This window comes from Planosporangium flavigriseum, from assembly GCF_011947225.1.
Classification (GTDB): domain Bacteria; phylum Actinomycetota; class Actinomycetes; order Mycobacteriales; family Micromonosporaceae; genus Planosporangium; species Planosporangium flavigriseum.
Map to the genome: position 1 here is coordinate 96,098 of NZ_JAATVW010000008.1, position 23,368 is coordinate 119,465.

Consider the following 23,368-nt stretch of genomic DNA (forward strand, 5'->3'; position numbering starts at 1 on the left):
ACAGTGGACAGCGCAGTGGACCCGCAGCTTCCGGTACGCCGGGTGCTCGAACGAAACCCCAACCTCGTCCGGGCAGCCATCGAACTGCATCAGAGTGGCCAGATCCCGGCGGCCACGTACGTGCTGGACCTGGACGCGATCGCCGACAACGCCAAGGCGATGGCGGCGGTCGCCCGTCGGCTAGGCCTGCGCGTGTACGCCATGACCAAGCAGGACGGCCACAATCCGTACCTGGCGCGGGTCGTACTCGAGCAGGGCCTGGACAGCATCGTCGCCGTCGAGGCCATCGAGGCCAACATCCTGAACCGGTTCGGGCTGCCGGTCGGCCACGTCGGGCACCTGTCCAACATCCCCAAGCATCAGGTCGGCCGGATCGTGGGGATGAACCCCGACGTGATCACGGTGTACTCGTATGAGGCGGCGAAAGCGGTCTCCGAGGCGGCCCGGGCGCAGGGACGCGACCAGGGGCTGTACGTACGGGTCAACAAGCCGGGCGACGAGATCTTCGCCGGCATGGTGGGCGGCTGGTCCGAGGACACCTGTGTCGAGGAGATCCGCCCCATCCTCGACCTTCCGAACGTGCACATCGCCGGGCTCACGATGCACCCCTGCATCAGCTACAACCACACCGACCCGTGGAAGGTGGAGCCCACCGACTCGTTCTTCACCATGCTTCGCGCCAAGGAGAAGCTGGAGAAGGACCTAGGGCTTTCCGACCTTCGGGTCAACTGTGCGGCGAACTGCAACACGGCTACGTTCGAGACGCTCGCCCGCTACGGTGCGACCGACGTGGAGCCGGGCTCCGGCCTGACCGGGTCCAGCCTTTACGGCCTCTACCACGACCTGCCTGAGCGGCAGTCCCAGGTGTACGTCAGCGAGGTCATGCACTACTGGGAGGGCGAGGCTTACACCCTGGGCGGTGGGCTGACCTGGCTGTACTCGCCGGACCAGTGGATCCCGCAGGCGATGGTGGGCTCGACCTTCGAGGACGCCACCGAGCGGATCATGCCGATGCGGCTCAAGGGCGTCGTCGACTACTTCGGCGGCGGGCCGGTCGACGGTGCGAAGATCGGCGACACCGCGGTGTACCCGTTGCTGCTGCCCCAGATCTTCATGAACCGCGCCTACGTCGCCGCCGTGAGTGGCATCGCGCGCAACGAGCCGAAGCTCGAAGGGCTCTTCGACACCGGATGCAACGAGCTCGACGAGAACTTCGCGCCGTTGCCGCCGGCCGAGACCCGGTCCCGGATCGAGCGGGTCGCGCGCTCCTATGTGGACAAGTCCGCGCAGAGGGACCGCGATGTTTCTTGACAAGCTGCTCAGCCGGAACCCGCAACTGGTCCGTTCCGCGGCCGAGCTGGCGCTGAGCGGTGAGATTCCGGCCAACACCTACGTCCTTGATCTGGACGCCATCGCGGCCAACGGGCGGGCGATCCGCGCGGCGGCCGATCAGTACGGCCTCTCGCTTTACTGGATGCTCAAGCAGGTCGGCCGCAACCCCCTCGTCGCGCAGGCGCTGATGGCGGAAGGGTCGGCCGAGACGGTGTCGGTCGACGTCGACTGCGCCCACGCGCTGAGCACCAACGGATTCCGGCTGGGGCACATCGGAAACCTGGTCCAGATTCCGCGCTCCGAACTGCCCGGCCTGCTCGCCGACCGCCCGGAGGTCGTGTCCGTCTTCTCGGTGGGCAAGGCCGAACAGGTGGGGCAGGTTGCGCGCGAGCTGGGGTACGTCCAGCAGGTGCTGCTGCGGGTGGCCGATCCGGAACGCGACACCTACCTGGCGGGCATGGAGGCCGGGTTCCTGCTCGACGAGTTACCCGAGGCTGTCGAGCGGATCCGGCGGGCGGAGGGTGTCGACATCGCCGGTGTGACGTCGTTTCCGACGGTGTCGTACGCCGACTCCGGCGCGCCACGGCCGACCGGCAACTTCGCGACGATCCGGCGCGCGGCGGAGATCCTGCGCGGGCTGGGCGTGGACGTCCGGCAGGTGAACGCGCCCGGGAACACCTGCGCGCTGACCGTTCCGCTGCAGGCCGAGGCGGGCGCGACCCACATCGAACCGGGTCACGGCTTCCTCGGCACGACCCCGTACCACCTGCAGTTCGAGGATCTTCCGGAGATCCCGGCGGCCTGTTACGTCACCGAAGTGGCGCACCACTTCAACGGCAAGGCGTACGTGTACGGCGGTGGTTTCTTCGTCGACGACCCGCAGTGGCTGCAGCCGGGATTCGCCCGCCAGGCGCTCGTTGGCCAGAACGTCGAGCAACTGCTGGAGCAGCGGCTGCCCTTCCTGGGGGCGGGTTCCGGCAGCAGCGGGGAGTTCGGGGGAATCGACTACTACGGGTTCCTCGACGCCGACGAGCGAATGGCCCCGGTCGGCGCCACGGTGGTGTTCGGCTTCCGTATCCAGTCATTCGTGACGCGGGCCAACATCGCCGTCATTGACCACCGCGACGGCCGGCCCCGGCTACTGGGCGTCTTCGATCAACTCGGCAGGCGACTGCCCTGGTACAACTGACGCCCTGGCCGGCAGGGCGTCACGCCTCAGCCCGGTCCGCGCCGGAACACGTAGATGGTCAGCGGGCCGGGCACAAGGTACTCCTCGGAGAACAGAAGTGGCGCTCCGGCGCTGTTGTAATCGGTCTGTTCGAGCAGAAGCAGGTCGGCGTCCGGCTTCAGCTCGAGCGCTTCGGCGAGTTCAGCGGTCGCTCTGGCCGGAAGTACCTTGGCGACGCCGTAGGTAACGGCGACACCGATGCTGGAAAGGTAGCTGTAGAGCGAGTCGGCGCCGCCGACGAACGACTGGAGACGCTCGGGCAGCAAACCGTGGCTGGAGAGGTGATCGAGGCGGACGAAGTCACGGGTCAGGGCAACCGGCTGGTCGTCGGCGGTGCGGGTGCGCTCGATGACCCCGACCGAGGTCCCCGGCATGATGCCTAGCTGGCCGGCGATCCGTTCATCAGCCGCCATCGTGCTGACGGTGGCCTTCCGGGCGCCCGGATCCTTGCCGGCCGACCGGATCATGTCGGTGATCCCGGTGTTGACGTTGAGAATGTTCGGTAGTTCGACCACGGCGGACATCACGAACGTGCCGAGCCCGTGCCGCCGGATGACTAGGCCTTCCTGCTCGAGCACCGCAATGGCTTCGCGCACCGTCGGTCGGCTGACACCGAGTTGCTGGCTGAGGGCGGGCTCGGACGGCAACTGCCCGTTCGTGCCGAAGGCGCCCGACGCGATGGCCTGCCGCAGGTCTGCCATGACCTGGTTCGCGAGGCTGGGTCGCGGTTGAACTCGCGCGCCGGTCCATTCGGTTGTCATGTTGTCTGATGTTAGACGGCTTCGGATGGAAGAGCTAGTCGACGTCGGTCCAGACGACCCATCAACCGCGATGGTGGGCTCGAAAATCCGGTCCACCCGTGTTGGTATTGAGGCATCCGCCAATTGAGGTGGTCGGACGGCGTCCGCTGGCTGGCCGAGAGCTGGACGCAGTCGAACACATTCGCGGGCATACGAACCGTGGAGCGGCTGGGCCTGATTTCGCTGGATCACGACGACGCGTACGTCCTTGCCATGGTTTCCGGACTCGGGGACCGGTGGGACGGGCAGGCGAGGATCGCCGCGCTCCACAACGATCCCGAGCTCCGCGAGACGGTGCTGTGGCGGGTGTTCGAGATCGAGGGCGGCGGTGAGGTCAGCATCGCCAATGTGGACAAGTACAGCCGCCTCGAGGCGGGCTGGGCCGAGACCTTCCGGGCGTTGGTGTCCGACGGCGCCCTCCCGCGCGATCGAGTGCTGACGAGTTGTCTGCGCGCGCTCGGGCGCGACTTCAGCGCGTACCGCGTCGCCTGGTTGCTGTGGGTGCCCGAGATCGGTGGACCGATCGACCCGACAACGAAGCCCACGAGCTGGTCATGTCGGTGTTCGGGGGCATGAGCAAGGGCGAGCGCAATCGCATCAAGCTGCGGGTGCGCACCGCCATGTCCTCACAGACCCACCTGGAAGGCCGCTACCTCGGCGGCCGGCCACCCTACGGCTACACCTTGAAGGATCTCGGCCCCCACCCCAACCCTGCCAAGGCCGCCGACGGCAAGCGGCTGCACGGCCTGACCCCGGACCCCTCGACAGCCCCGGTGGTTCAGCGCATATTTTCCGAGTTCCTGGCTGGCAACGGGCTGTTCGTCATCGCGGAAGGGCTCACCCGCGACGGGATCCCCTGCCCGTCGGCCCACGACCGGGCACGTAACCGGCACCGCTCCGGCATCGCCTGGTCGAAAAGCGCCGTCCGGACGATCCTCACCAACCCTCGCTACACCGGCCGGCAAGTGTGGAACAGGCAGCGCACGGATGAGGTCCTGCTGGACGTCGCCGACGTCGCCATGGGCTACACCAATGTCATGCGCTGGAACTCGCAGGACAGGTGGGTCCGTTCGAAGACCCTCGCCCACACGCCGCTGGTCGACGATGACACGTTTGCCCGGGCACGGGAGATCCTCGCCCGCCGCGGCACCGGCAAGGGCGGTCGGCATGTCGAGCACCGGACTCGCAACACGTACGTCTTCCGGGGCGCAGTGCGCTGTGCGGTATGCCGGCGCAAGATGCAGGGCCAGTACTCCCACGGGGTCGCCTACTACCGGTGCCGGTTTCCCCAGGAGTACGCCCTGGCCAACCGGCTCGATCATCCTCGCAACGTCTACATCCGTGAAGACGCCGTGATCGAACCTCTCGACGCCTGGTTGGCGGGTCTGTTCGCCCCACACGAGCGCGACCGCACCATCGCGGCCCTCGCCGACGTGAGCATGCCCGACATTCCCAACCCCGCGCTCAATCAGGCCCAGGCCATGATCGCGGAGTGCGACGCGAAACTGGAACGCTACCGCTCGGCCCTCGAGGCGGGCGCCGATCCGAGCGTGGTCGCCGCCTGGATCGCCCAGGCTCAGGCCGACCGCGCACGTGCCCACGCCGACGCCGCCCGCTACGCGGCCGGTAGCCGAAGTGACACGCGTCGCATGAGCCGCGAAGGGATCACGGCCATCGTGAACGAGATCGCCGACGCCATCGCGGTCCTCCGGGAGGCCGATCCGGCCGACAAGGCGAAACTGTATCGGCAGCTCGGTGTGCGGTTGACCTACCATCCGGAAACGCAAACGGTGAGCGTCCAAGCACATGTTGGGCGCCCACCGTGGGGTAATGGTTTGTGTCCGAGGGGGGACTTGAACCCCCACGCCCTATGCGGGCACTAGCACCTCAAGCTAGCGCGTCTGCCATTCCGCCACTCGGACCTGCCGTGCCCTGGACGAAAAGACGGGGCGTGGAAGCCCCGCCGCCTGCCCGGTGGCACGGACATTGACTGTACACCCCCGGCGACGATCATGCGAAACGGCTCGCGGGTTGCGTGTCGGCGGCGTCGGAGGGGACGAGAGTGCATGATCTGGACAGGCCGGTGGGCCTGGAGGCATGCGGGGCGCCTCCAGGCCCACCGGGATAAGGGCGGCCGGCGGGGAGTCCGGCGCGCCGACGATCAATGGCCGAAGATGCTGACCCCGCCCGGGCCGACCAGCAGGCCGACGATGATCAACACGATGCCCCACAGTACCTGCGAGCGCAGCAGCGCCACGATGCCGGAGACGACCAGTACTACCGCCAGGATCCACAGAAGAGTAGCCATGATCCCTGATTTCCCTTCCCTCTAAACCGGTAAACGTCGATCTATAGATCCGCCGGCCAGGTGGTGCGGCCGGTGAGGGCGTCGCGGACCTTGTCCACGGCGCCGACGACCGGGTCGACCACCTTGTTGGCCGGGGGAGTAACGGGGGTGGCCGGGTGCGGCCGGGTGGGCGCTGCCTCGTGCGCGATCTCCACCCGGTTGCCGAGCCGGGCCAGTTCGTTGTCGCTGCACATTTCCCGCAGTCGGGGAAACACCTCGTGTGACGCGCGCAACGCGTGGTGGCGTACCTGCCGGGTCAACGTGTCGACGATGTCGGGGTACGCCGGATCGTCGGTGGCCATGCCGTGCAGTTGTTTGAGGGTGCGCAGCATCACCGCGTTCTCGGCCAGCTCCTGGTCGGCGAGGTGTGCGCCGTCGGGGAGCACGGCCCGGGCGGTGGGGTAGAGGTACTGCTCGTCGACTGACAGGTGTCGGGACAGCGTTGCCACCAGGACGTCGGCGAGCGGCCGCGCTGCCGCGCGATCGGCCAGGGACTCCCGTAGTCGGTCGCAGAGGGTCGAGATCTCGTGATGGTCGTCGACGAGGATGTCGACCATGGTGCGCCCGCCTGGGAGGACGTCGTCATCGCCCACCGCGAAGATGGGCGGCAGCGGAGGCAGGGGCGCGGACACGGAGTGAACTCCTTCGGTCGGTCTGACGTTGCCCGATCGATACCCCAGTCGTCCGAACAGCAAACCGCCCCGCTGATCCGTCACCTGCCGCCCGCCTACGACCAGCGGCCAGATGCGCCGGCGGAATTGATAAAGCCTCTTTCGCTAATCGCACAATCGCCACATGTCAATGGATCACTCTCCGTGCGCTAATGAAAGTTACCTATCGGTAACACCTTCGTCGCACGGAGTGAGGTCCGCCCATGAGACTCGTGCGCCCTGGCCTACTCGCCCTCACCATCGGCGTGGCCGCCGCGATCATCCCCACCACCACCGCCTTCGCGGCCCCCGGACCACCGCCCAGCTCAATGGCGAGCATGGGAGACTCGATCACCCGCGGGTTCAACGCCTGCGGCTGGTACGTCGACTGCACCTCGCACTCGTACAGCACCGGCGACGACAGCGGAGTCAACAGCCACTACCTGCGCATCCGCGCCAAGAACAGCGCGATCTCCGGCAGGAACTACAACGACGCCAGGAGCGGCGCCAAAGCCGCCGACATGCCCGGTCAGGCCACCACGGTCGTCTCCCGGCACGTCGGGTACGTGACGATGCTCATCGGGGCCAACGACGCCTGCACCAGCTCGGAGTCCACAATGACCTCGGTCGGCTCGTTCCGCGCCTCCATCGATGCGGCGCTGAGCAGGCTCAGCGCCGGGCTGCCGGACGCGAAGGTGCTGGTCGTCAGCATCCCGGACGTCAAGCGGCTGTGGGCGGTCGGCAAGGACAACAGCGGCGCCCGCAGCGCCTGGGGACTGTTCGGCATCTGCCAGTCGCTGTTAGCCAACCCGACCTCGACCGCCCCCGCGGACGTCGCACGCCGTGACCGCGTACGCCAGCGCGTCGTCGACTTCAACGCCCAGTTGGCGCAGGCCTGCACCGCGTACGGGCCGAACTGCGCGTTCGACCGCAACGCGGTCTTCAACTACCCGTTCGCGCTGTCCCAGGTGTCCACCTGGGACTACTTCCACCCCAACGCTACCGGCCAGGCGGTGCTGGCACAGATCTCGTACACTGCCGGCTTCAACTGGTAAAAGGATCCGCGCCGGCCGCCGCCGGCCGCGTCCGCGGTGTCAGCCCCGACTGGTAAGAAGAGGGGTATGACCGCACAAGACGCTCCCGGCGCGGCCGGCCACCCTGTCAGCGCCGCCGACGAGGTGGTGGAGATCTGCCGCGACCTGTTGCGCATCGATACCACCAACACCGGTGATACCTCCACGAGCGCGGGGGAGCGGGTCGCCGCCGAGTACGTGGCGGAGAAGCTCGCCGAGGTCGGCCTCACCCCGGAGATCCGGGAGAGCGCCACCGGGCGGACCAGCGTGGTGGCCCGCTACGAGGGTGCCGATCCCAGTCGTGGAGCGCTGCTGGTGCACGGGCACCTCGACGTCGTGCCGGCCGACGCCAGCGAGTGGTCGGTCCACCCGTTCTCCGGCGAGATCAAGGACGGGTACCTGTGGGGCCGCGGCGCCATCGACATGAAGGACTTCGACGCGATGACCCTCGCGGTCGTCCGGCAGTGGCGGCGGGAGGGCCGGGTGCCCCCGCGCGATCTGGTACTGGCGTTCCTCGCCGACGAGGAGGCCGGCGGCCGCTACGGCGCGCACTACCTGGTCGACAACCACCCGGAACTGTTCGAGGGCGTCACCGAGGCGATCGGCGAGGTCGGCGGCTTCTCCTACACGGTCGACGAGAACCTGCGGCTGTACCTGGTGGAGACCGCCGAGAAGGGCATGGAGTGGCTGCGGCTGATCGCCCGCGGCCGGCCCGGGCACGGCTCGATGGTCAACGACGACAACGCGATCACCGCGCTGGCCGAGGCCGTGGCACGGCTGGGCCGCCACCGCTTCCCGATCACGGTGACCGACACGGTACGCGCGTTCCTGGCAGAGGTCGCCGAAGCGCTGCACATCGAGCTGGACCTCGACGACCCTGAGGCGGCCATCGCCAAGCTCGGCCCGATCGCGACGATCATCGGCGCGACGGTCCGCAACATCGCCAACCCGACCCGGCTCGACGCCGGCTACAAGGAGAACGTCATCCCCGGCCGCGCGGTCGCGACCGTCGACTGCCGCACTCTGCCCGGCCAGTCGGAGATCTTCGAAGAGCAGTTGCGGGCGGTGGTCGGCCCGGACATCGACATCGAGTACATCGAGCGTCAGGTCCCCTGGGAGACGACGTTCGACGGCCCCCTGGTCGAGGCCATGGGCGCTGCACTGCGCGCGGAGGACCCGGCGGCGCGCGCCGTGCCCTACATGCTGTCCGCGGGCACCGACGCGAAGGCCTTCATCAAGCTCGGCATCCGCTGCTTCGGCTTCGCGCCGCTGCGGCTGCCGGCAGACCTCAACTTCGGTGCGCTGTTCCACGGCATCGACGAGCGCGTGCCCGTCGACGGACTCCAGTTCGGTGCGCGCGTGCTTGACCGGTTCCTCGCTTCGAGCTGACGCCCGAAACCGAGCTGACGCCCGAAACCGAGCTGACGCCCCGCAATCATGCTGAACACCGAGCGATCACCCTGAAGGGGAGCCAAACGATGACCGACCAGAATACGGACCTGGACGCCGCCCTGGAGCGGGTGTGCGCCGCAGCCCGGGCGCATCTCGCCGCTGTCAAGGCCGCCGGCGGGCGCACCGACGACGATCAGGTGTGGCGTTCGTACGTCGAACTCAACAACGCCTCGTTCGACTACGACGAGCAGCTGCTCGACGCGTTCGGGGAGGTGACGCCGTGGGACGTCGACGCGATCGACGCCGAGGAGGCCGAGCGGCAGTTCGCCATGGGTGCCGAGGGCGCCGACGACCCGTACCCTCGGGTGGTGTCGGTGCGCCAGCGCCGAGACTTCCGGGTGCCGAGCGTGAGTGCCTTGCTGAGAGTCGCGGAGTCCGCGCGGCGGGCGGGGCCGCGGGCGGAGGGTGAGCCGGTCGAACCGGTCGAGTCCGTCGGTGCGGCGATGCTGGAGCTCATGCAGGCCAGCGACGGCTCGCTGGGTGCCCTGGACATCCCGGAACTGGAGTCCCTCAACGGGGTGGTCGTGGTCGCCGAGGTCGCCGAGGGCCTGGACCCGGCGGCGTTCGCAGACAACGACGGCACGGGCCCCTTCCGGCTCGACGCCGACGATCGGCTCGTCGACCGGCTCGACGAGCACACCTTCGTCGAGGTCGAGGAGGAGGGCGAGGGCGGCCGCGGCGACACCGGCCGCGGCGACACCGGCCGCGGCTGAGCCGGGTACTCCGTCACCGGTCCCGGCGTGGCGTCGGGACCGGTGACGGATCCTGCGCTGATATCAGTACGACAAGCCGGGCTGCGAAGCGGCGCTGACCTTCCGGCGCAGCATGACCTGCCTGGTGCCGTCGGCGTACAACCGCACCCGGGCAAGCTCCCACCCGGCGTACTCGGCCTGGATCGTCAGCTGCGCCGTCGCGGTCAACCGGTCGACGTTCGCCGGCAACCGCAACGGTGCGTACTCGTAGTCCATGGTTAACGATCCTGCCCCGGTCTCGGGGACTTGACCAGGCCAGAAGGTCAGGTTTGGCGCTCGGGGTAACCCCAGGTGACCGCGGACACATCATCCAGCGCTGCGCGGATCTCCGGCGGCAGGACGACCTTCTCCGACTGGAGCGCCCCGAGCAGTTGGCCGACGGTGCGGGCCCCGAGCACCGGGGCGACCACCCCCGGCCGGTCGCGTACCCAGGCGAGGGCCACTTCCAGTGGCGAGGCGCCCAGGCCGTCGGCGGCCGTAGCCACGGCCTCGACGATGCTGGCGCAGCGCGCGTCCAGATAGGGCTCGAGGAACCGCTTGAAGTGCGGCGACGCCGCGCGGGAGTCGGCGGGTACGCCCTTGCGGTACTTGCCGGTCAGCACCCCACGCCCTAGCGGCGACCACGGCAGCACCCCCATGCCGAGCGCTGCTGCCGCGGGCAGCACCTCCCGCTCCACGCCCCGCTCCAGCAGCGAGTACTCCACCTGGGCGCTGATCAGGGGGGTGCGGCCCGGCCAGGCGTGCTGCCAGGTGGCGGCGCGGGCGGTCTGCCAGCCGGAGAAGTTCGAGATCCCGGCGTACCGGACCCGGCCGGTGGACACGGCGGTGTCCAGCGCGGCGAGGGTCTCATCGAGGGGGGTGGCCGGGTCGTACCCGTGCACCTGCCACAGGTCCAGGTAGTCGGTACCCAGGCGGGTCAGGGTGGCGTCCAGGGCGCGCATCAGGTGGGCCCGCGACCCGTCGCGTCGGCGTGACGACCCCGGCCGCAGCCCGGCCTTGGACGCGATGATCAGTTCGTCGCGCGGGACGAGGGTGCCGAGCAGCGCGCCGATCGTCGTCTCGGCGTCGCCGTCGCCGTACACGTCGGCGGTGTCCAGGAGGTTTCCACCGGCGTCCCGGAAGGTCTTCAACTGCGCGGCGGCGTCGTCGGTGTCGGTGTCCCGGCCCCACGTCATCGTGCCGAGGGCGAGCCGGGAGACCGTCAGCCCGCTGCGGCCGAGCGGTCGCTGCTGCATGGACAGAAACGATACGGCTCGACCGATTCCAGCGGTGTTCCGACGCCCCGTTACCCTGACCTACACCGTTGTCCGCATGTGTTGGCTGTTGGCGCGGACCGGTTCTCAAGCCGGCTTTCAATGGGGAGGCTCGATGCGTCTGGCACTCAATCTCGGCTATCAAACGGCTTGGTCCGCTGCTGCCGACCATCTGGCGCTCACCCAGGAGGCCGATCGACTGGGGTACTCGTCGGTGTGGGTGGCCGAGGCGTACGGCTCGGACGCGGCGACGATGCTGGCCTGGTTCGCCGGCCAGACCAGCCGCATCGAGCTGGGTAGCGCGATCTTCCAGATCCCGGCGCGTACACCGGCGATGACCGCGATGACGGCGGCCACCCTGGACACCATCTCCGGCGGCCGCTTCCGGCTCGGCCTGGGCGTGTCCGGCCCGCAGGTCTCCGAGGGCTGGCACGGGGTGCGCTTCGCGAAACCCCTTGAGCGGACCCGTGAGTACGTCGACATCGTCAAGATGGCGCTCTCCCGCAAGAACGTCGAGTACCACGGCCAGCACTACGAGCTGCCGCTGCCGGACGGCCCGGGCAAGGCGCTGCGGCTCACCCTGCACCCGGTACGCGACCACATCCCGATCTACCTCGCCGCGGTCGGGCCGAAGAACCTCGAACTCGCCGGCGAAATCGCCGACGGGTGGCTGGCCATCTTCTACTCGCCGGAGTTCGCCGCCGAACAGCACTCCCACATCGCGGCGGGCCGCGCCAAGGTCGGCAAGGACATGGCCGGCTTCGACGTCGTGGCCAACGTTCCGGTGGTCATCGGCGACGACGTGGACACGTGCGCCGAGCTGGTCCGCAACTACGCCGCCCTGTACGTCGGCGGCATGGGCAGCCGGGAGAAGAACTTCTACAACCAGCTCGCCACCCGCATGGGGTACGGCGACGCGGCCCGCGAGGTGCAGGACCTGTACCTGGCCAAGCGTCACCGCGACGCGGCGGCCGCGCTGCCGATGGAGTTCATCGACCGTACGTCGCTACTCGGCCCGGTCGACCGCATCGCCGAGCGGATGCGCGCGTACGCCGAAGCCGGCGTGACCACGCTGTCGGCGGTACTGTTCGTCGGCGACGCCGAGGACGGGGTTCGCGCCCTGCGTCAGATCAGTGAGGCGTACGCCAAATCCGGAGTGGGAGAGTAAGCGACCGTGCACATCTGGCAGGCGATCATCCTCGGCATCGTCGAGGGTCTCACCGAGTTCCTCCCGGTCTCCTCGACCGGCCACCTCACGATCGTGGAGAAGCTGCTCGGCCTTCAGGTCGACGAGCCCGGGGTCACCGCGTACACCGCGATCATCCAGGTTGGCGCGATCGCCGCGGCGATCATCTACTTCCGGCGCGACATCGTGCGGTTCGTGATGGGCTTCGTGCGCGGGGTCACCAGCGCGGAGGCCCGCCAGTCGCAGGACTGGCGGATGGCGCTCAACGTGATCGTCGGCTCGCTCCCGATCGCGGTGGTCGGGCTGGTCGCCAAGCCGCTGATCGAGGGTCCGTTGCGGAGCCTCTGGGTGGTCGCCAACATGCTGATCGCCTGGTGTCTGGTGATGGTGTTCGCCGAGTACCGGGCCACGCAGAAGCGGGCCGAGGGTGACGTGACGCTGAAGGATGCGCTGATCATCGGGGCGGCGCAGAGCATCGCGCTGATCCCGGGGGTGTCCCGGTCCGGGGCGACGATCAGCGCCGGTCTGCTGCTCGGCATCGACCGGGTGACCGCGACGCGGCTGTCGTTCTTCCTCGGCATCCCCGCGCTGAGCGCGGCCGGCGCGCTGGAGGCGGTCAGCCAGGCCGACCAGGTGGCGGCCACCGTGGGCTGGACCGCGACCGGCGTCGGCATCGTGGTCAGCTTCATCGTCGGGTACGCCTCGATCGCCTGGCTGTTGAAGTTTGTCGCCAACCACTCGCTGGTGTCGTTCGTCTGGTACCGGGTGCTCGCCGGCCTCGCGATCATCGGCCTGCTGGCGGCCGGGGCCATCAGCGCGACGTGACGCCATGACCGTGGAGGGTTTGCGGGATCAGAACCACACAAACCCTCCACGATCATGAAAGGCGGGGGACGGGCACGTAAGCTGCCCGTCGTGGCGACCGTTATCTTCCTCCGGCACGGCCGGACCACCTCCAATGCCGATGGCACCCTCGCGGGCCACCAGCCGGTCGGGCTCGACGACACGGGGCAGCTGCAGGCGAAGGCGGCCGGGGAGCGGCTCGCCGGGGTCCGGCTCGCCGCGGTCGTCACCAGCCCCCTCGCGCGCTGCCGGGAGACCCTCGCCCTGGCGTTACCGGACTCGGCCCCGCAGGTCGACGAGCGGCTGATCGAGTGCGGCTACGGCGACTGGGAGGGCCAGTCGCTGAAGAAGCTGGCCAAGGACCCACTGTGGAAGGTGGTGCAGCAGCACCCCTCGGCGGCGACGTTCCCCGGCGGAGAGCCCATCGCCACCATGTCGGCCCGCGCCGTGGCCGCGGTGCGGGACTGGGACGCGCAGGTCAACGCGCAGCACGGGCCGGACGCGCTGTGGCTCGCCTGTAGCCACGGAGATGTGATCAAAGCCATCGTCGCGGATGCGCTCGGCATACACCTGGACATGTTCCAACGAATCGTGATCGAACCCGCGTCTGTGACGGTGATCAACTACACGCCGCTGCGCCCGTTCGTGCTCCGCCTCAACGACTCCGGCGCGCCGCTGAGCACGCTCGTACCGCGGCGAAAGACCAGGCGGCGGCGCTCGACCCGCGACTCTGACGCGGCCGTCGGGGGCGGCGCCGGGCTGGCCGAGGAGGTCGCCTGAGGTGCATGGACCGACGCGACACGCGGCGTCTGGGCGGATAGGGTCTTCCATATGACCCACCAGGTGTACGCGTTCGAGCCGCCGGAGCGGTTCGTGGCCGGAACCGTGGGTGCGCCGGGAGAGCGGACGTTCTTCCTGCAGGCTCGCGGGGGCGGCCGACTGGTCACCGTGGCGCTGGAGAAGGTGCAGGTGGCCCTGCTGGCCGAGAAGCTCGACGAGCTGCTTGTCGAGGCGCACCGGCGCTTCGGTGTCGAGCTGCCGCCGGCTGACCTGTCACCCGCCGACAACGAGCCGCTCGAGACCCCGCTCGATGAGGAGTTCCGGGTCGGGACGCTCGGTCTGGCGTTCGACGTCGACACCGCGACCGTGGTGATCGAGGCGATCGCCGTGGGCGAGGGCGAGGCCGAGGAAGAGGAAGAGGAAGACGAAGAAGGGGAGCTGGCCGCCGACCGGGACCGGTTGCGCGTGCGGCTCACCCCACAGGCGGCGCGTGCCTTCATCGACCGTGCCCGCAAGGTCGTCGCGTCCGGCCGCCCGCCGTGCCCGCTGTGCGGCCAGCCGCTCGACGTGCGCGGTCACCTCTGCCCCCGGCACAACGGTTACCGGCGGTAGCTGGCAGTGACGGCAGGTCCACATGGCGCGGCCGACCTACCGGCCGGCCCGATGCCGGCCTCCCAGGTGCCGGCTGACGTGCGGGCCGCCCTCACCGGCGAGACTGCGCTGACGCTGCTCCGCCACGGTGAGTTGGAGCTGGAGGGGCGTCTCGTCGACGCGTCCAACGCCACGCTGCGGGCCGTCATCACCGCTGACGGCGTGACCGCCCGGTGCGTGTACAAGCCGGTCCGCGGCGAGCGGCCGCTGTGGGACTTTCCCGACGGCACCCTTGCCGGCCGGGAGATATCGGCGTACCTGCTGTCGACGCAGGCCGGCTTCGACGTCGTGCCGCCGACGGTGCTGCGCGACGGCCCGTTCGGCCCCGGCATGTGCCAGCTGTGGATCGACGAGGAGCGCCAGGACGACCCGCTGCTCGGATTCGTGCCCACCGGGGAGGTGCCGGCCGGCTGGCACCGGGTGGCCGCCGCGCGCGACGAGCAGGGACACCCGTACGCCCTCGTGCACGCCGACGACCCGCGGCTGGCGCGAATGGCGATCTTCGACGCGGTGGTGAACAACGCCGACCGCAAGGGCGGCCACATCATCGTGACCGTCGACGGCCACGTGTACGGCGTCGACCACGGCGTGACCTTCCACACCGAGGACAAGCTGCGCACCGTGCTATGGGGCTGGGTGGGGCAGCCGCTGCCCGACGACGGCGTCGAGCTGCTGGAGAAGCTGCGGGTCGAGCTGAGCGGCCGGCTGGGCTCGACCCTCGCCGAGCACCTGACGGAGATGGAGCTCGGGGCGCTCGCGATGCGGGTGGACCGGCTGCTCGCCACCCGGTGCTTTCCGGAGCCGAACGACGACTGGCCGTCGATACCGTGGCCGCCGATCTGACGGTGTGACCCGACCTTCGGCACAGTTTGATCCATCCCGCGGCGTGGCCGCCACCTGCCGCCATTACCCTTGAGCGCCATGGAGTCTTGGTCGGCACCCGACGTCCCGCCGCTGCCCGGCACCGGCGCGACCCTTGCCCTGTTCGACTCGGCCCGGCGCGAGGTCGCGTCGACCGTGACCGCGGATGAGGGCCGGCCGGCCACCATGTACGTCTGTGGCATCACGCCGTACGACGCCACCCACCTCGGGCACGCCGCCACGATGATCACGTTCGACCTGGCGTACCGGGTCTGGCTGGACGCAGGCATTCCGGTGCGGTACGTGCAGAACGTCACCGACATCGACGACCCGCTGCTGGAGCGCGCCGCCCGGGACCGCGAGGACTGGGTCGTCCTCGCCATGCGGGAGACCGCCCTGTTCCGCGAGGACATGGAGGCGCTGCGGATCCTGCCGCCGGAGCGGTACGTGGGCGCGGTCGAGTCGATCCCGCGGATCGCGACGACAGTGGCCGACCTGCTCGACCGGGGCGCGGCCTACCGCCTCGACGACGGCACCGGCGACGTGTACTTCGATCTCGCTGCCTCGCCGCGGTTCGGGTACGAGTCGAACCTGTCCCGGTCGGAGATGGTGCGGCTGGCCGCCGAGCGCGGCGGTGACCCCGACCGGCCGGGCAAGCGCGACCCGCTCGACCCGCTGCTGTGGCGCGGCGCCCGCGACGGCGAGCCGTCCTGGCCCGGCGGGGTGCTGGGCCCGGGCCGGCCCGGCTGGCACATCGAGTGCGCGGTCATCGCTCTTGCCGTCCTCGGCGACCGACTGGACGTGCAGGGCGGCGGCAATGACCTGCTCTTCCCGCACCACGAATGTTCGGCGGCGCACGCCGAGGTGCTCACCGGCGTCCACCCGTTCGCGCGCCACTACGTCCACGCCGGGATGATCGGCCTGAACGGCGAGAAGATGTCCAAGAGCCGCGGCAACCTGGTCTTCGTGTCCCGGCTGCGGGGTGACCACGTCGACCCGATGGCGGTGCGGCTGGGGCTGCTCGCCGACCACTACCGCACCGACCGGCAGTGGACCGATGACGTCCTCAAGCTCGCGCAGCAGCGGCTGGCCCGCTGGCGCGAAGCCGTCACGGCGAGCGCGGGCCCGTCGGGCGCCGCGGTGCTCGCGGGGGTACGCGAGCGGCTCGCCGACGACCTGGACGCCCCGGGCGCCCTCGCGGTCGTCGACGCGTGGGCGGACGCGGCCCTCGCCGGCGAGGGCGACGACCCGGGCGCGCCGGCGCTGGTGCGCTCGAGCGTCGACGCGCTGCTGGGCGTCCTACTGTAAGGAGCTACCCGAGGGCCAGACCGGGTTCGTCGGGTAGCTCCGGACGCACGCCGGGCACCCGGTACTCCTCGGTCAGCGTCGTCATGGGCCCGGGCCAGGTCGCCTGGGCCACCTCGATCGGACGGTGGTCGCCGTCGAACGCGACGTGCAGCAGGACGAGCACCGGGGTGTCGGGGCGGATCTGCAGCACCTCCGCCTCCTCCCGGGTCGGCAGGCGGGCGCTGAGGTGGTCGGTCGCGGTGATGTACCGCCGCCCGGTGACGTCCTCGACCTCCTGGTAGAGCGGCCGCCCGAAGACCTCGGGGCGCTCCAGGGAGGTGCCGGCCGTGTCCGTCGGCCGCAGCCAGGACGCGCCGACCTCGACCGGGGCGTCGCCGGTGCGGACCAGGTGGCGGCGGGTGAGCAGTTCGGTGCCGGGGGAGACGCCGAACGCCTCGGCCACCTCGGCGGGCGCCGGGGCACGGCCGACGTAGATGAGTTGCTGCCGGTACCGGGCCGCGAGGTCGGCGTGGTAGCCGCGCTGGCTTCCGTACCGGCCCCGGGTCAGGCGGTTGAGCCGGCGTTTGGTGCCGCGCACGTACGTGCCGGAGCCCGGCTTGGTGATGAGTAGCCCCTCGACGCGCAGTTGGTCGATGGTGCGCTGCACGGTCTGCTTGGCGACGCCGTACATCTCCGCGAGCGCCGGAATCGAGGGCAGTCGTTCGCCGGCGGCCCAGTCGCCGCGGTGGATGCGAGCGCGTAGTTCGGCGGCGATCTGACGGTGCGGGAACTCAGCCGCGCCGGGGTTGATGCTCATTCACACAACCTAGCATCCTAGGACGCACTAGGCGCTGTGTTACCACACACAAATGCGTCCACAACGCGAACTACCTGCGCGTAGGCGTGCGTCGACTCTCTAAGGTGACCGCATGCAGGTGACTCAGTCGGCCAAGCTCGCGAACGTCTGTTACGAAATCAGGGGACCGGTTCTGCGTCAGGCGAAGCAGATGGAGGCCGAGGGGCAGCGGATCCTCAAGCTGAACATCGGCAACCCCGCGCCGTTCGGCTTCGAGGCGCCGGAGGAGATCCTCAAGGACGTCATCCTCAACCTGCCCAACGCGCACGGCTACGGCGACTCCAAGGGCCTGCTGTCCGCACGGCGCGCAGTCGTGCAGTACTACCAGCAGAAGGGCCTGCCGGGCCTCGACATCGAGGACGTGTACCTCGGCAACGGCGTGTCCGAACTCATCGTGATGGCGATGCAGGGCCTCGTCGACAACGGCGACGAGGTGCTCCTCCCGGCGCCGGACTACCCACTGTGGACCGCCGCGGTCAGCCTCTCCGGCGGCACTCCCGTGCACTACGTGTGCGACGAGCAGAACGGTTGGTTCCCCGACCCGGCCGACATCGAGTCGCGCATCACCGACCGTACCCGGGCGATCGTCCTTATCAACCCGAACAACCCGACCGGCGCCGTGTACCCGACGGAACTGCTCGAGAGCATCGTCGAGGTCGCCCGCCGGCACAACCTCGTCATCTTCTCCGACGAGATCTACGACAAGATCCTGTACGACGGGACGACCCACACGTCCACCGCGACGCTCGCCCCCGACCTACTCTGCGTCACGTTCAACGGACTGTCCAAGGCGTACCGGGTGGCCGGTTTCCGCACCGGGTGGATGGTCGTGTCCGGCGCCAAGCAGCACGCCGAGAGCTACATCGAGGGCCTCGACGTCCTCGCGAACATGCGCCTGTGTCCCAACATGCCGACCCAGTTCGCGGTGCAGACGGCGCTGGGTGGCTACCAGAGCATCAACGACCTGATCCTGCCCGGCGGCCGGCTGGTCGAGCAGCGCGACGTCACCTGGAAGCTGCTCAACGAGATCCCGGGCGTGAGCTGCGTCAAGCCCACCGGCGCGCTGTACGCGTTCCCGCGGCTGGACCCGAAGATGTACCCGATCGCCGACGACGAGAAGTTCGTCATGGACCTGCTGGTCAAGGAGCGGGTGCTGGTGGTGCAGGGGACCGGCTTCAACTGGGGTGCCCCCGACCACTTCCGCATCGTGACGCTGCCGCGGGTGACCGACCTCGAAGATGCCATCGGGCGCATCGCCCGCTTCCTCGCCACCTACAAGCAGTAGCCCTACCGTGCACGCGAAGAGGGGCCGGCCCGATCGGGCCGGCCCCTCTTCGCATCGGTCTACCAGGTCGGGCCGGTCGCTGACGGGCCGGCCTGGCCGCCCCGCCGACGCAGGTACTTCTCGAACTCCTGCGCGATCTCGTCGCCGGACAGGGGCTTCAGGCCGGCGTCGCCGGAGCGCTCCTCGAGCTCGCGTACGTACTCGGCAAGCTCGGCGTCCTGCTCGGCCGCGGCCCGCAGGCGCTCCTCCCACTCGGTCGACTCTTCGCCCAGGTCCGCGACCGGCACCGGCAGGTCGAGGACGTCCTCGACGCGGTGCAGCAGCGAGAGTGTCGCCTTGGGGCAGGGTGGGTTGTTGGCGTAGTGCGGCACGTGGACCCAGAACGAAACCGCCTGCAGGTCGGCGCGGGTGCAAGCGTCCTGCAGGATGCCGACGATGCCGGTCGGACCCTCGTACCGGTTGGGGGTCAGGTTGTACTTCTCGATGGTCGCCCGGTCGGACGCGCTCCCCGTCACCGGCAGCGGCCGGGTGTAGGGCACGTCGGCCAGCAGCGCGCCGAGGAGCACGATCTGGGTGACCTCGAGGCTGTGACAGATCTCCAACAGTGAATCGCAGAACGTCCGCCAGCGCATGCTCGGCTCGATGCCGCGGATCAGCACGACGTCACGGTCGGCGCCGGGTGGGGTGGCCACGGAGAAGCGAGTGGTGGGCCACTCGATGCGGCGGGTCTCACCGTCGGCCATGGCCACGATCGGGCGGTTGACCTGGAAGTCGTAGAACTCTTCGGGATCCATCTCGGCCACCGGCCGGGCATCCCACATCTGCTCTAGGTGCTCCACTGCGGCGGTGGACGCATCCGCAGCGTCGTTCCACCCTTCGAACGCGGCGATGGCGACAGGGGAGCGGAGAACTGGCAGGCCGTCGAACTCGGTCACACTGCCAAGCCTACGTGTCCGCATTGCAAACGGCGCTCCGACCGCGCCGGAACGTGTCCGGCGCGGTGTGGGAGAGAGACGTGGATTACGGACGGTAGTTGGGAATCGCCCTTGTTTTCCAGTTAGCCTCTAGTCGTGTCGATCTCACTGCTCAGCGCACTGTCGGACCGCGTGCTCGTGGCGGACGGCGCGATGGGCACGATGCTGCAGGCGGCCGATCTGTCGCTTGACGACTTCGACGGGCACGAAGGCTGCAACGAGGTACTCAATGTAACCCGTCCGGACGTCGTCCGCAGCGTGCACGACGCCTACCTGGCGGCCGGGGCTGACTGCGTCGAGACAAACACATTCGGCGCAAACCTGGCTAATTTGGGCGAGTACGGGATCGACGACCGCATCCGCGAGCTGTCCGAAGCCGGTGCCCGCTTGGCCCGCGAGGCCGCGGACGCCTGGTCCACCCCGGAGCGCCCACGGTACGTGCTCGGCTCGGTCGGGCCGGGCACGAAGCTGCCGACCCTCGGGCACGCCCCGTACGCCCGGCTGCGCGACGCCTACCAGGAGAACGCCGCCGGTCTGATCGCCGGTGGCGCCGACGCGATCCTCGTGGAGACCTGCCAGGACCTGCTGCAGACCAAGGCGGCCATCATCGGCGCCAAGCGGGCCATGGCCGCCGCCGGCGGAGGCGTCCCGCTCATCTGCCACGTCACGGTCGAGACCACCGGGACGATGCTGCTGGGCAGCGAGATCGGCGCCGCCCTCGCAGCGCTCGAACCCCTCGGCATCGACCTGATCGGGCTCAACTGCGCCACCGGCCCGGCGGAGATGACCGAGCACCTGCGTTACCTGTCCAAGAACTCCCGGGTGCCGCTGTCGGTCATGCCCAACGCGGGCCTGCCCCAACTGACCAGCGACGGAGCGGTCTACCCGCTGACGCCCGGTGAACTGGCCGAGGCGCTCGACCGGTTCGTCACCGAGTACGGCGTCGGTATGGTCGGCGGCTGCTGTGGCACCACGCCGGCGCACATCGAGGCGGTCGTCGCCCGGCTGGCCGGCAAACGCCCGGCGTCCCGCGATCCGCGGCCGGAGCCCGGCGTCGCGAGCCTCTACCACCACGTACCGTTCGCCCAGGACGCCAGCATCCTCAACGTCGGCGAGCGCACGAATGCCAACGGCTCGAAGGCGTTCCGGGAGGCGATGCTCGCCGCCGACTGGCAGGCCTGCATCGAGATCGCCCGCCAGCAGGCCCGGGACGGCTCGCACCTGCTCGACCTGTGCATCGACTACGTCGGCCGGGACGGCGCGGGGGACATGCGGGAACTCGCCGGCCGCTTCGCGACCGCGTCCACGCTGCCGATCATGCTCGACTCGACCGAGCCCAACGTGATCGAGGCCGGCCTGGAGATGCTCGGTGGCCGCTGCGTCGTCAACTCCGTCAACTACGAGGACGGCGACGGCCCCGGTTCCCGGTACGCCAGGATCATGCCGATCGTGCGGGAGCACGGCGCCGCCGTCGTCGCCCTCACCATCGACGAGGAGGGCCAGGCACGCACCGCCGAGTGGAAGGTCCGGGTGGCCTCCCGGCTCATCGACGACCTGACCGGCCGCTGGGGCATGCGCCGCGAAGACATCCTGATCGACTGCCTGACGTTCCCGATCGCCACCGGTCAGGAGGAGACCCGCCGCGACGGCATCGAGACCATCGAGGCGATCCGGGAGATTAACCGGCGGTACCCAGGGGTCAACTTCACCCTCGGCATCTCCAACGTCTCCTTCGGCCTCAACCCGGCCGCCCGGCAGGTGCTCAACTCGGTGTTCCTGCACGAGTGTGTGCAGGCCGGGCTGACCAGCGCCATCGTGCACTCGTCCAAGATCCTGCCGATTGTGCGCATTCCGGCGGAGCAGCGCGAGGTCGCCCTCGACCTGGTGTACGACCGGCGCCGCGACGGCTACGACCCCGTACAGAAGTTCATCGAGCTGTTCGAGGGCGTCGACGTTACCAGCGCCCGTGCCTCCCGCGCCCAGGAACTGGCCAGCCTGCCGCTCGACGAGCGGCTCAAGCGGCGCATCATCGACGGTGAGCGGGGCGGCCTGGAGGCCGATCTCGACGAGGCTCTCGCCGCCGGTCGCTCCGCATTGTCGATCATCAACGACATCCTGCTCGACGGCATGAAGGTCGTCGGCGAGCTGTTCGGCTCCGGTCAGATGCAGTTGCCGTTCGTGCTGCAGTCGGCAGAGGTGATGAAGGCTGCCGTCGCCTACCTCGAGCCGCACATGGAGAAGACCGACGACGGCGGCAAGGGCCGCATCGTGCTCGCCACCGTCAAGGGCGACGTGCATGACATCGGCAAGAACCTGGTCGACATCATCCTGTCCAACAACGGCTACGAGGTCGTCAACATCGGCATCAAGCAGCCGATCAGCGCGATCATCGAGGCCGCCGAGACGCACAACGCCGACGTGATCGGCATGTCCGGTCTGCTCGTCAAGTCCACGGTCATCATGAAAGAGAACCTGGAGGAGATGAACACCCGTGGCGTCGCGGAGCGCTGGCCGGTGCTGCTCGGCGGCGCGGCGCTGACCCGCGCGTACGTCGAGGACGACCTGCGCGCGCTGTACACCGGCGACGTGCACTACGCCCGGGACGCCTTCGAGGGACTATCCCTGATGGACCGGGTGATGACCGCCAAGCGGGGCGGCGCGGCCGTCGTCGATGTCGAGCGCGAAGCCGCCCTCGCCGCCCGTCGTGAGCGGCGTCAGAAAACCGCGACGGTACGCGAGGAGCTACCGTCGCTGTCGGACTCCTCGGTCCGCTCGGATGTCGCCGCCGACGCGCCGGTACCGTCGACGCCGTTCCTCGGTACCCGGGTCGTGCGCGGCATCCCGCTCGCCGACTACGCCGCGCTGCTCGACGAGCGGGCCACGTTCATGGGCCAGTGGGGGCTGCGCGGTGCCCGCGGCGGTAGTGGACCGTCCTACGAGGAGCTCGTCGAGACCGAGGGCCGGCCGCGGCTGCGGTACTGGCTGGACCGGCTGGCCGCCGACAAGGTCCTCGAAGCCGCGGTCGTGTACGGCTACTTCCCGGCGTACTCGGAAGGCAACGACCTGGTCGTACTCGACGAGAACGCCCACGGCGAGCGCGCCCGGTTCACCTTCCCGCGGCAGCGCCGGGACCGCCGCCTGTGCCTGGCCGACTTCTTCCGGAACCGGGAGTCGGGGCTGGACGTTGTCGGTCTGCAGCTCGTCACCGTCGGCCAGGCCATCAGCGAGTACACCGCGAAGCTGTTCGCCGAGAACGCCTACCGCGATTACCTGGAAGTCCACGGCCTGTCCGTGCAGCTGACCGAGGCGCTCGCCGAGTACTGGCACCGGCGGATGCGCGAGGAGATGATCCTTCCCGACGGCCGCCGGATCGCCGACGACGACCCGGCCGACCTCGACGGTCTGCTGCGCACCGACTACCGCGGCTGCCGGTACGCCTTTGGCTACCCCGCCTGCCCGGACCTAGAGGACCGCGCCAAGATCGTTGACCTGCTGCGGCCGGAGCGGATCGGGGTGACGCTGTCGGAGGAGTTCCAGCTCATTCCGGAGCAGGCCACGGACGCGATCATCGTGCACCACCCCGAGGCGAACTACTTCAACGCCAAGTGAGCCTTTAGCAAGGGGTGACCTGCGAAAACTGGTTGCCGCACGCCGCCTAGGCCGTCAACCGCGTCCAAGCCGTCACCGAAGGCCCGGTCGATCGCCTGTCAGGGGCGGTCCTCGCTGGTGGGCAGCAGGTGCGTGTCGGTACGCAGCGT

At 69.4% G+C, this 23,368-nt stretch carries 22 protein-coding genes and 1 tRNA gene; 15 read left to right on the forward strand and 8 right to left on the reverse strand.

Annotated elements, in window-relative coordinates; genetic code table 11:
- The first annotated feature begins 3 nt into the window (after positions 1–3).
- Positions 4–1,311, forward strand: coding sequence for an alanine racemase (locus HC028_RS13710; RefSeq protein ID WP_203981424.1), 1,308 nt, complete (start codon positions 4–6; stop codon positions 1,309–1,311).
- A complete protein-coding gene (locus tag HC028_RS13715; RefSeq protein ID WP_168077191.1) occupies positions 1,301–2,521 on the forward strand; it encodes an alanine racemase in 1,221 nt (406 codons plus the stop codon). Before HC028_RS13710 ends, HC028_RS13715 begins: the two co-directional genes overlap by 11 nt.
- A 26-nt stretch (positions 2,522–2,547) precedes the next feature.
- On the opposite strand, the gene HC028_RS13720 is transcribed toward HC028_RS13715, so the two are convergent.
- A complete protein-coding gene (locus HC028_RS13720) occupies positions 2,548–3,321 on the reverse strand; it encodes a GntR family transcriptional regulator (RefSeq protein WP_275941286.1) in 774 nt (257 codons plus the stop codon).
- 123 nt (positions 3,322–3,444) lie between these two features.
- Here HC028_RS13720 and HC028_RS27075 point away from each other — a divergent pair, with 123 nt between their 5' ends.
- Together HC028_RS27075 and HC028_RS28700 are read left to right on the forward strand one after the other, a co-directional pair.
- A complete protein-coding gene (locus HC028_RS27075; RefSeq protein ID WP_205861395.1) occupies positions 3,445–3,936 on the forward strand; it encodes a DUF6493 family protein in 492 nt (163 codons plus the stop codon).
- Between the two features lie 44 nt (positions 3,937–3,980).
- The gene (locus tag HC028_RS28700) at positions 3,981–5,243 is read left to right on the forward strand and encodes a recombinase family protein (protein ID WP_420850186.1); all 1,263 of its coding nucleotides are present in this window, start codon (positions 3,981–3,983) and stop codon (positions 5,241–5,243) included.
- Here the strand turns inward: HC028_RS28700 and HC028_RS13735 are convergent.
- The 3 genes from HC028_RS13735 to HC028_RS13745 all read right to left on the reverse strand — a co-directional run bounded on the left by HC028_RS13735 (position 5,199) and on the right by HC028_RS13745 (position 6,339).
- Positions 5,199–5,282, reverse strand: a tRNA-Leu gene (locus HC028_RS13735). The genes HC028_RS28700 and HC028_RS13735 overlap by 45 nt on opposite strands.
- 239 nt (positions 5,283–5,521) lie before the next feature.
- Positions 5,522–5,668 carry a GPGG-motif small membrane protein gene (locus HC028_RS13740; protein ID WP_168077193.1) on the reverse strand — a complete coding sequence of 49 codons (147 nt, stop codon included), beginning with the start codon at positions 5,666–5,668 and terminating at the stop codon, positions 5,522–5,524.
- 41 nt (positions 5,669–5,709) lie between these two features.
- Positions 5,710–6,339: a hemerythrin domain-containing protein gene (locus HC028_RS13745; protein WP_168077195.1), complete on the reverse strand. Its 630-nt coding sequence runs from the start codon at positions 6,337–6,339 to the stop codon at positions 5,710–5,712.
- Between the two features lie 242 nt (positions 6,340–6,581).
- Here HC028_RS13745 and HC028_RS13750 point away from each other — a divergent pair, with 242 nt between their 5' ends.
- From HC028_RS13750 to HC028_RS13760, 3 genes are all read left to right on the forward strand, one after another.
- Positions 6,582–7,412: an SGNH/GDSL hydrolase family protein gene (locus HC028_RS13750; RefSeq protein ID WP_168077197.1), complete on the forward strand. Its 831-nt coding sequence runs from the start codon at positions 6,582–6,584 to the stop codon at positions 7,410–7,412.
- Between the two features lie 66 nt (positions 7,413–7,478).
- Positions 7,479–8,819 (forward strand): M20/M25/M40 family metallo-hydrolase, encoded by a 1,341-nt coding sequence (locus tag HC028_RS13755; protein WP_168077199.1) that lies wholly within the window; start codon positions 7,479–7,481, stop codon positions 8,817–8,819.
- An 89-nt stretch (positions 8,820–8,908) separates the two neighbouring features.
- Positions 8,909–9,595 carry a hypothetical protein gene (locus tag HC028_RS13760; RefSeq protein ID WP_168077201.1) on the forward strand — a complete coding sequence of 229 codons (687 nt, stop codon included), beginning with the start codon at positions 8,909–8,911 and terminating at the stop codon, positions 9,593–9,595.
- A 63-nt stretch (positions 9,596–9,658) separates the two neighbouring features.
- Here HC028_RS13760 and HC028_RS13765 read toward each other — a convergent pair whose 3' ends face one another.
- Complete coding sequence (locus HC028_RS13765) at positions 9,659–9,850, reverse strand: DUF5703 family protein (RefSeq protein WP_168077203.1); 192 nt, start codon at positions 9,848–9,850, stop codon at positions 9,659–9,661.
- A gap of 47 nt (positions 9,851–9,897) precedes the next feature.
- Positions 9,898–10,869 (reverse strand): aldo/keto reductase, encoded by a 972-nt coding sequence (locus HC028_RS13770; protein WP_168077205.1) that lies wholly within the window; start codon positions 10,867–10,869, stop codon positions 9,898–9,900.
- 133 nt (positions 10,870–11,002) lie between these two features.
- Here HC028_RS13770 and HC028_RS13775 point away from each other — a divergent pair, with 133 nt between their 5' ends.
- The 6 genes from HC028_RS13775 to mshC all read left to right on the forward strand — a co-directional run bounded on the left by HC028_RS13775 (position 11,003) and on the right by mshC (position 16,516).
- Complete coding sequence (locus tag HC028_RS13775) at positions 11,003–12,055, forward strand: LLM class F420-dependent oxidoreductase (RefSeq protein ID WP_168077207.1); 1,053 nt, start codon at positions 11,003–11,005, stop codon at positions 12,053–12,055.
- 6 nt (positions 12,056–12,061) lie between these two features.
- Entirely contained in the window at positions 12,062–12,898 is an 837-nt protein-coding gene (locus HC028_RS13780; protein WP_168077209.1) for an undecaprenyl-diphosphate phosphatase, read from the forward strand.
- 54 nt (positions 12,899–12,952) lie between these two features.
- A complete protein-coding gene (locus HC028_RS13785; protein ID WP_373313965.1) occupies positions 12,953–13,696 on the forward strand; it encodes a histidine phosphatase family protein in 744 nt (247 codons plus the stop codon).
- 51 nt (positions 13,697–13,747) lie between these two features.
- Positions 13,748–14,308 carry a DUF3090 domain-containing protein gene (locus tag HC028_RS13790; RefSeq protein WP_168077211.1) on the forward strand — a complete coding sequence of 187 codons (561 nt, stop codon included), beginning with the start codon at positions 13,748–13,750 and terminating at the stop codon, positions 14,306–14,308.
- Between the two features lie 51 nt (positions 14,309–14,359).
- Entirely contained in the window at positions 14,360–15,190 is an 831-nt protein-coding gene (locus HC028_RS13795; RefSeq protein ID WP_168077446.1) for an SCO1664 family protein, read from the forward strand.
- A gap of 78 nt (positions 15,191–15,268) precedes the next feature.
- Positions 15,269–16,516 carry a cysteine--1-D-myo-inosityl 2-amino-2-deoxy-alpha-D-glucopyranoside ligase gene (gene mshC / locus HC028_RS13800; RefSeq protein WP_168077213.1) on the forward strand — a complete coding sequence of 416 codons (1,248 nt, stop codon included), beginning with the start codon at positions 15,269–15,271 and terminating at the stop codon, positions 16,514–16,516.
- 4 nt (positions 16,517–16,520) lie between these two features.
- On the opposite strand, the gene HC028_RS13805 is transcribed toward mshC, so the two are convergent.
- On the reverse strand, positions 16,521–17,312 hold the full coding sequence (locus HC028_RS13805) for a GntR family transcriptional regulator (protein WP_168077215.1): 792 nt from the start codon (positions 17,310–17,312) through the stop codon (positions 16,521–16,523).
- A gap of 112 nt (positions 17,313–17,424) precedes the next feature.
- Here HC028_RS13805 and HC028_RS13810 point away from each other — a divergent pair, with 112 nt between their 5' ends.
- Complete coding sequence (locus tag HC028_RS13810; RefSeq protein WP_168077217.1) at positions 17,425–18,636, forward strand: pyridoxal phosphate-dependent aminotransferase; 1,212 nt, start codon at positions 17,425–17,427, stop codon at positions 18,634–18,636.
- 59 nt (positions 18,637–18,695) lie between these two features.
- Here HC028_RS13810 and HC028_RS13815 read toward each other — a convergent pair whose 3' ends face one another.
- Complete coding sequence (locus HC028_RS13815; RefSeq protein WP_168077219.1) at positions 18,696–19,571, reverse strand: PAC2 family protein; 876 nt, start codon at positions 19,569–19,571, stop codon at positions 18,696–18,698.
- Between the two features lie 135 nt (positions 19,572–19,706).
- Here HC028_RS13815 and metH point away from each other — a divergent pair, with 135 nt between their 5' ends.
- Entirely contained in the window at positions 19,707–23,219 is a 3,513-nt protein-coding gene (metH, locus tag HC028_RS13820) for a methionine synthase (RefSeq protein WP_203981421.1), read from the forward strand.
- The last annotated feature ends 149 nt before the right edge of the window (positions 23,220–23,368 follow it).

Bases quoted from the DNA above. Each gene is read 5' to 3' on its own strand.
- HC028_RS13760 (WP_168077201.1), top strand. From the start codon at position 8,909: ATGACCGACCAGAATACGGACCTGGACGCCGCCCTGGAGCGGGTGTGC.
- HC028_RS13805 (WP_168077215.1), bottom strand. From the start codon at position 17,312: ATGAGCATCAACCCCGGCGCGGCTGAGTTCCCGCACCGTCAGATCGCC.
- HC028_RS13720 (WP_275941286.1), bottom strand. From the start codon at position 3,321: ATGACAACCGAATGGACCGGCGCGCGAGTTCAACCGCGACCCAGCCTC.
- HC028_RS13790 (WP_168077211.1), top strand. From the start codon at position 13,748: ATGACCCACCAGGTGTACGCGTTCGAGCCGCCGGAGCGGTTCGTGGCC.
- HC028_RS13775 (WP_168077207.1), top strand. From the start codon at position 11,003: ATGCGTCTGGCACTCAATCTCGGCTATCAAACGGCTTGGTCCGCTGCT.
- HC028_RS13795 (WP_168077446.1), top strand. From the start codon at position 14,360: ATGCCGGCCTCCCAGGTGCCGGCTGACGTGCGGGCCGCCCTCACCGGC.
- mshC (WP_168077213.1), top strand. From the start codon at position 15,269: ATGGAGTCTTGGTCGGCACCCGACGTCCCGCCGCTGCCCGGCACCGGC.
- HC028_RS28700 (WP_420850186.1), top strand. From the start codon at position 3,981: ATGTCCTCACAGACCCACCTGGAAGGCCGCTACCTCGGCGGCCGGCCA.
- HC028_RS13740 (WP_168077193.1), bottom strand. From the start codon at position 5,668: ATGGCTACTCTTCTGTGGATCCTGGCGGTAGTACTGGTCGTCTCCGGC.
- HC028_RS13785 (WP_373313965.1), top strand. From the start codon at position 12,953: ATGAAAGGCGGGGGACGGGCACGTAAGCTGCCCGTCGTGGCGACCGTT.
- HC028_RS13810 (WP_168077217.1), top strand. From the start codon at position 17,425: ATGCAGGTGACTCAGTCGGCCAAGCTCGCGAACGTCTGTTACGAAATC.
- HC028_RS13755 (WP_168077199.1), top strand. From the start codon at position 7,479: ATGACCGCACAAGACGCTCCCGGCGCGGCCGGCCACCCTGTCAGCGCC.
- HC028_RS13715 (WP_168077191.1), top strand. From the start codon at position 1,301: ATGTTTCTTGACAAGCTGCTCAGCCGGAACCCGCAACTGGTCCGTTCC.
- HC028_RS13765 (WP_168077203.1), bottom strand. From the start codon at position 9,850: ATGGACTACGAGTACGCACCGTTGCGGTTGCCGGCGAACGTCGACCGG.
- HC028_RS13770 (WP_168077205.1), bottom strand. From the start codon at position 10,869: ATGCAGCAGCGACCGCTCGGCCGCAGCGGGCTGACGGTCTCCCGGCTC.
- HC028_RS13750 (WP_168077197.1), top strand. From the start codon at position 6,582: ATGAGACTCGTGCGCCCTGGCCTACTCGCCCTCACCATCGGCGTGGCC.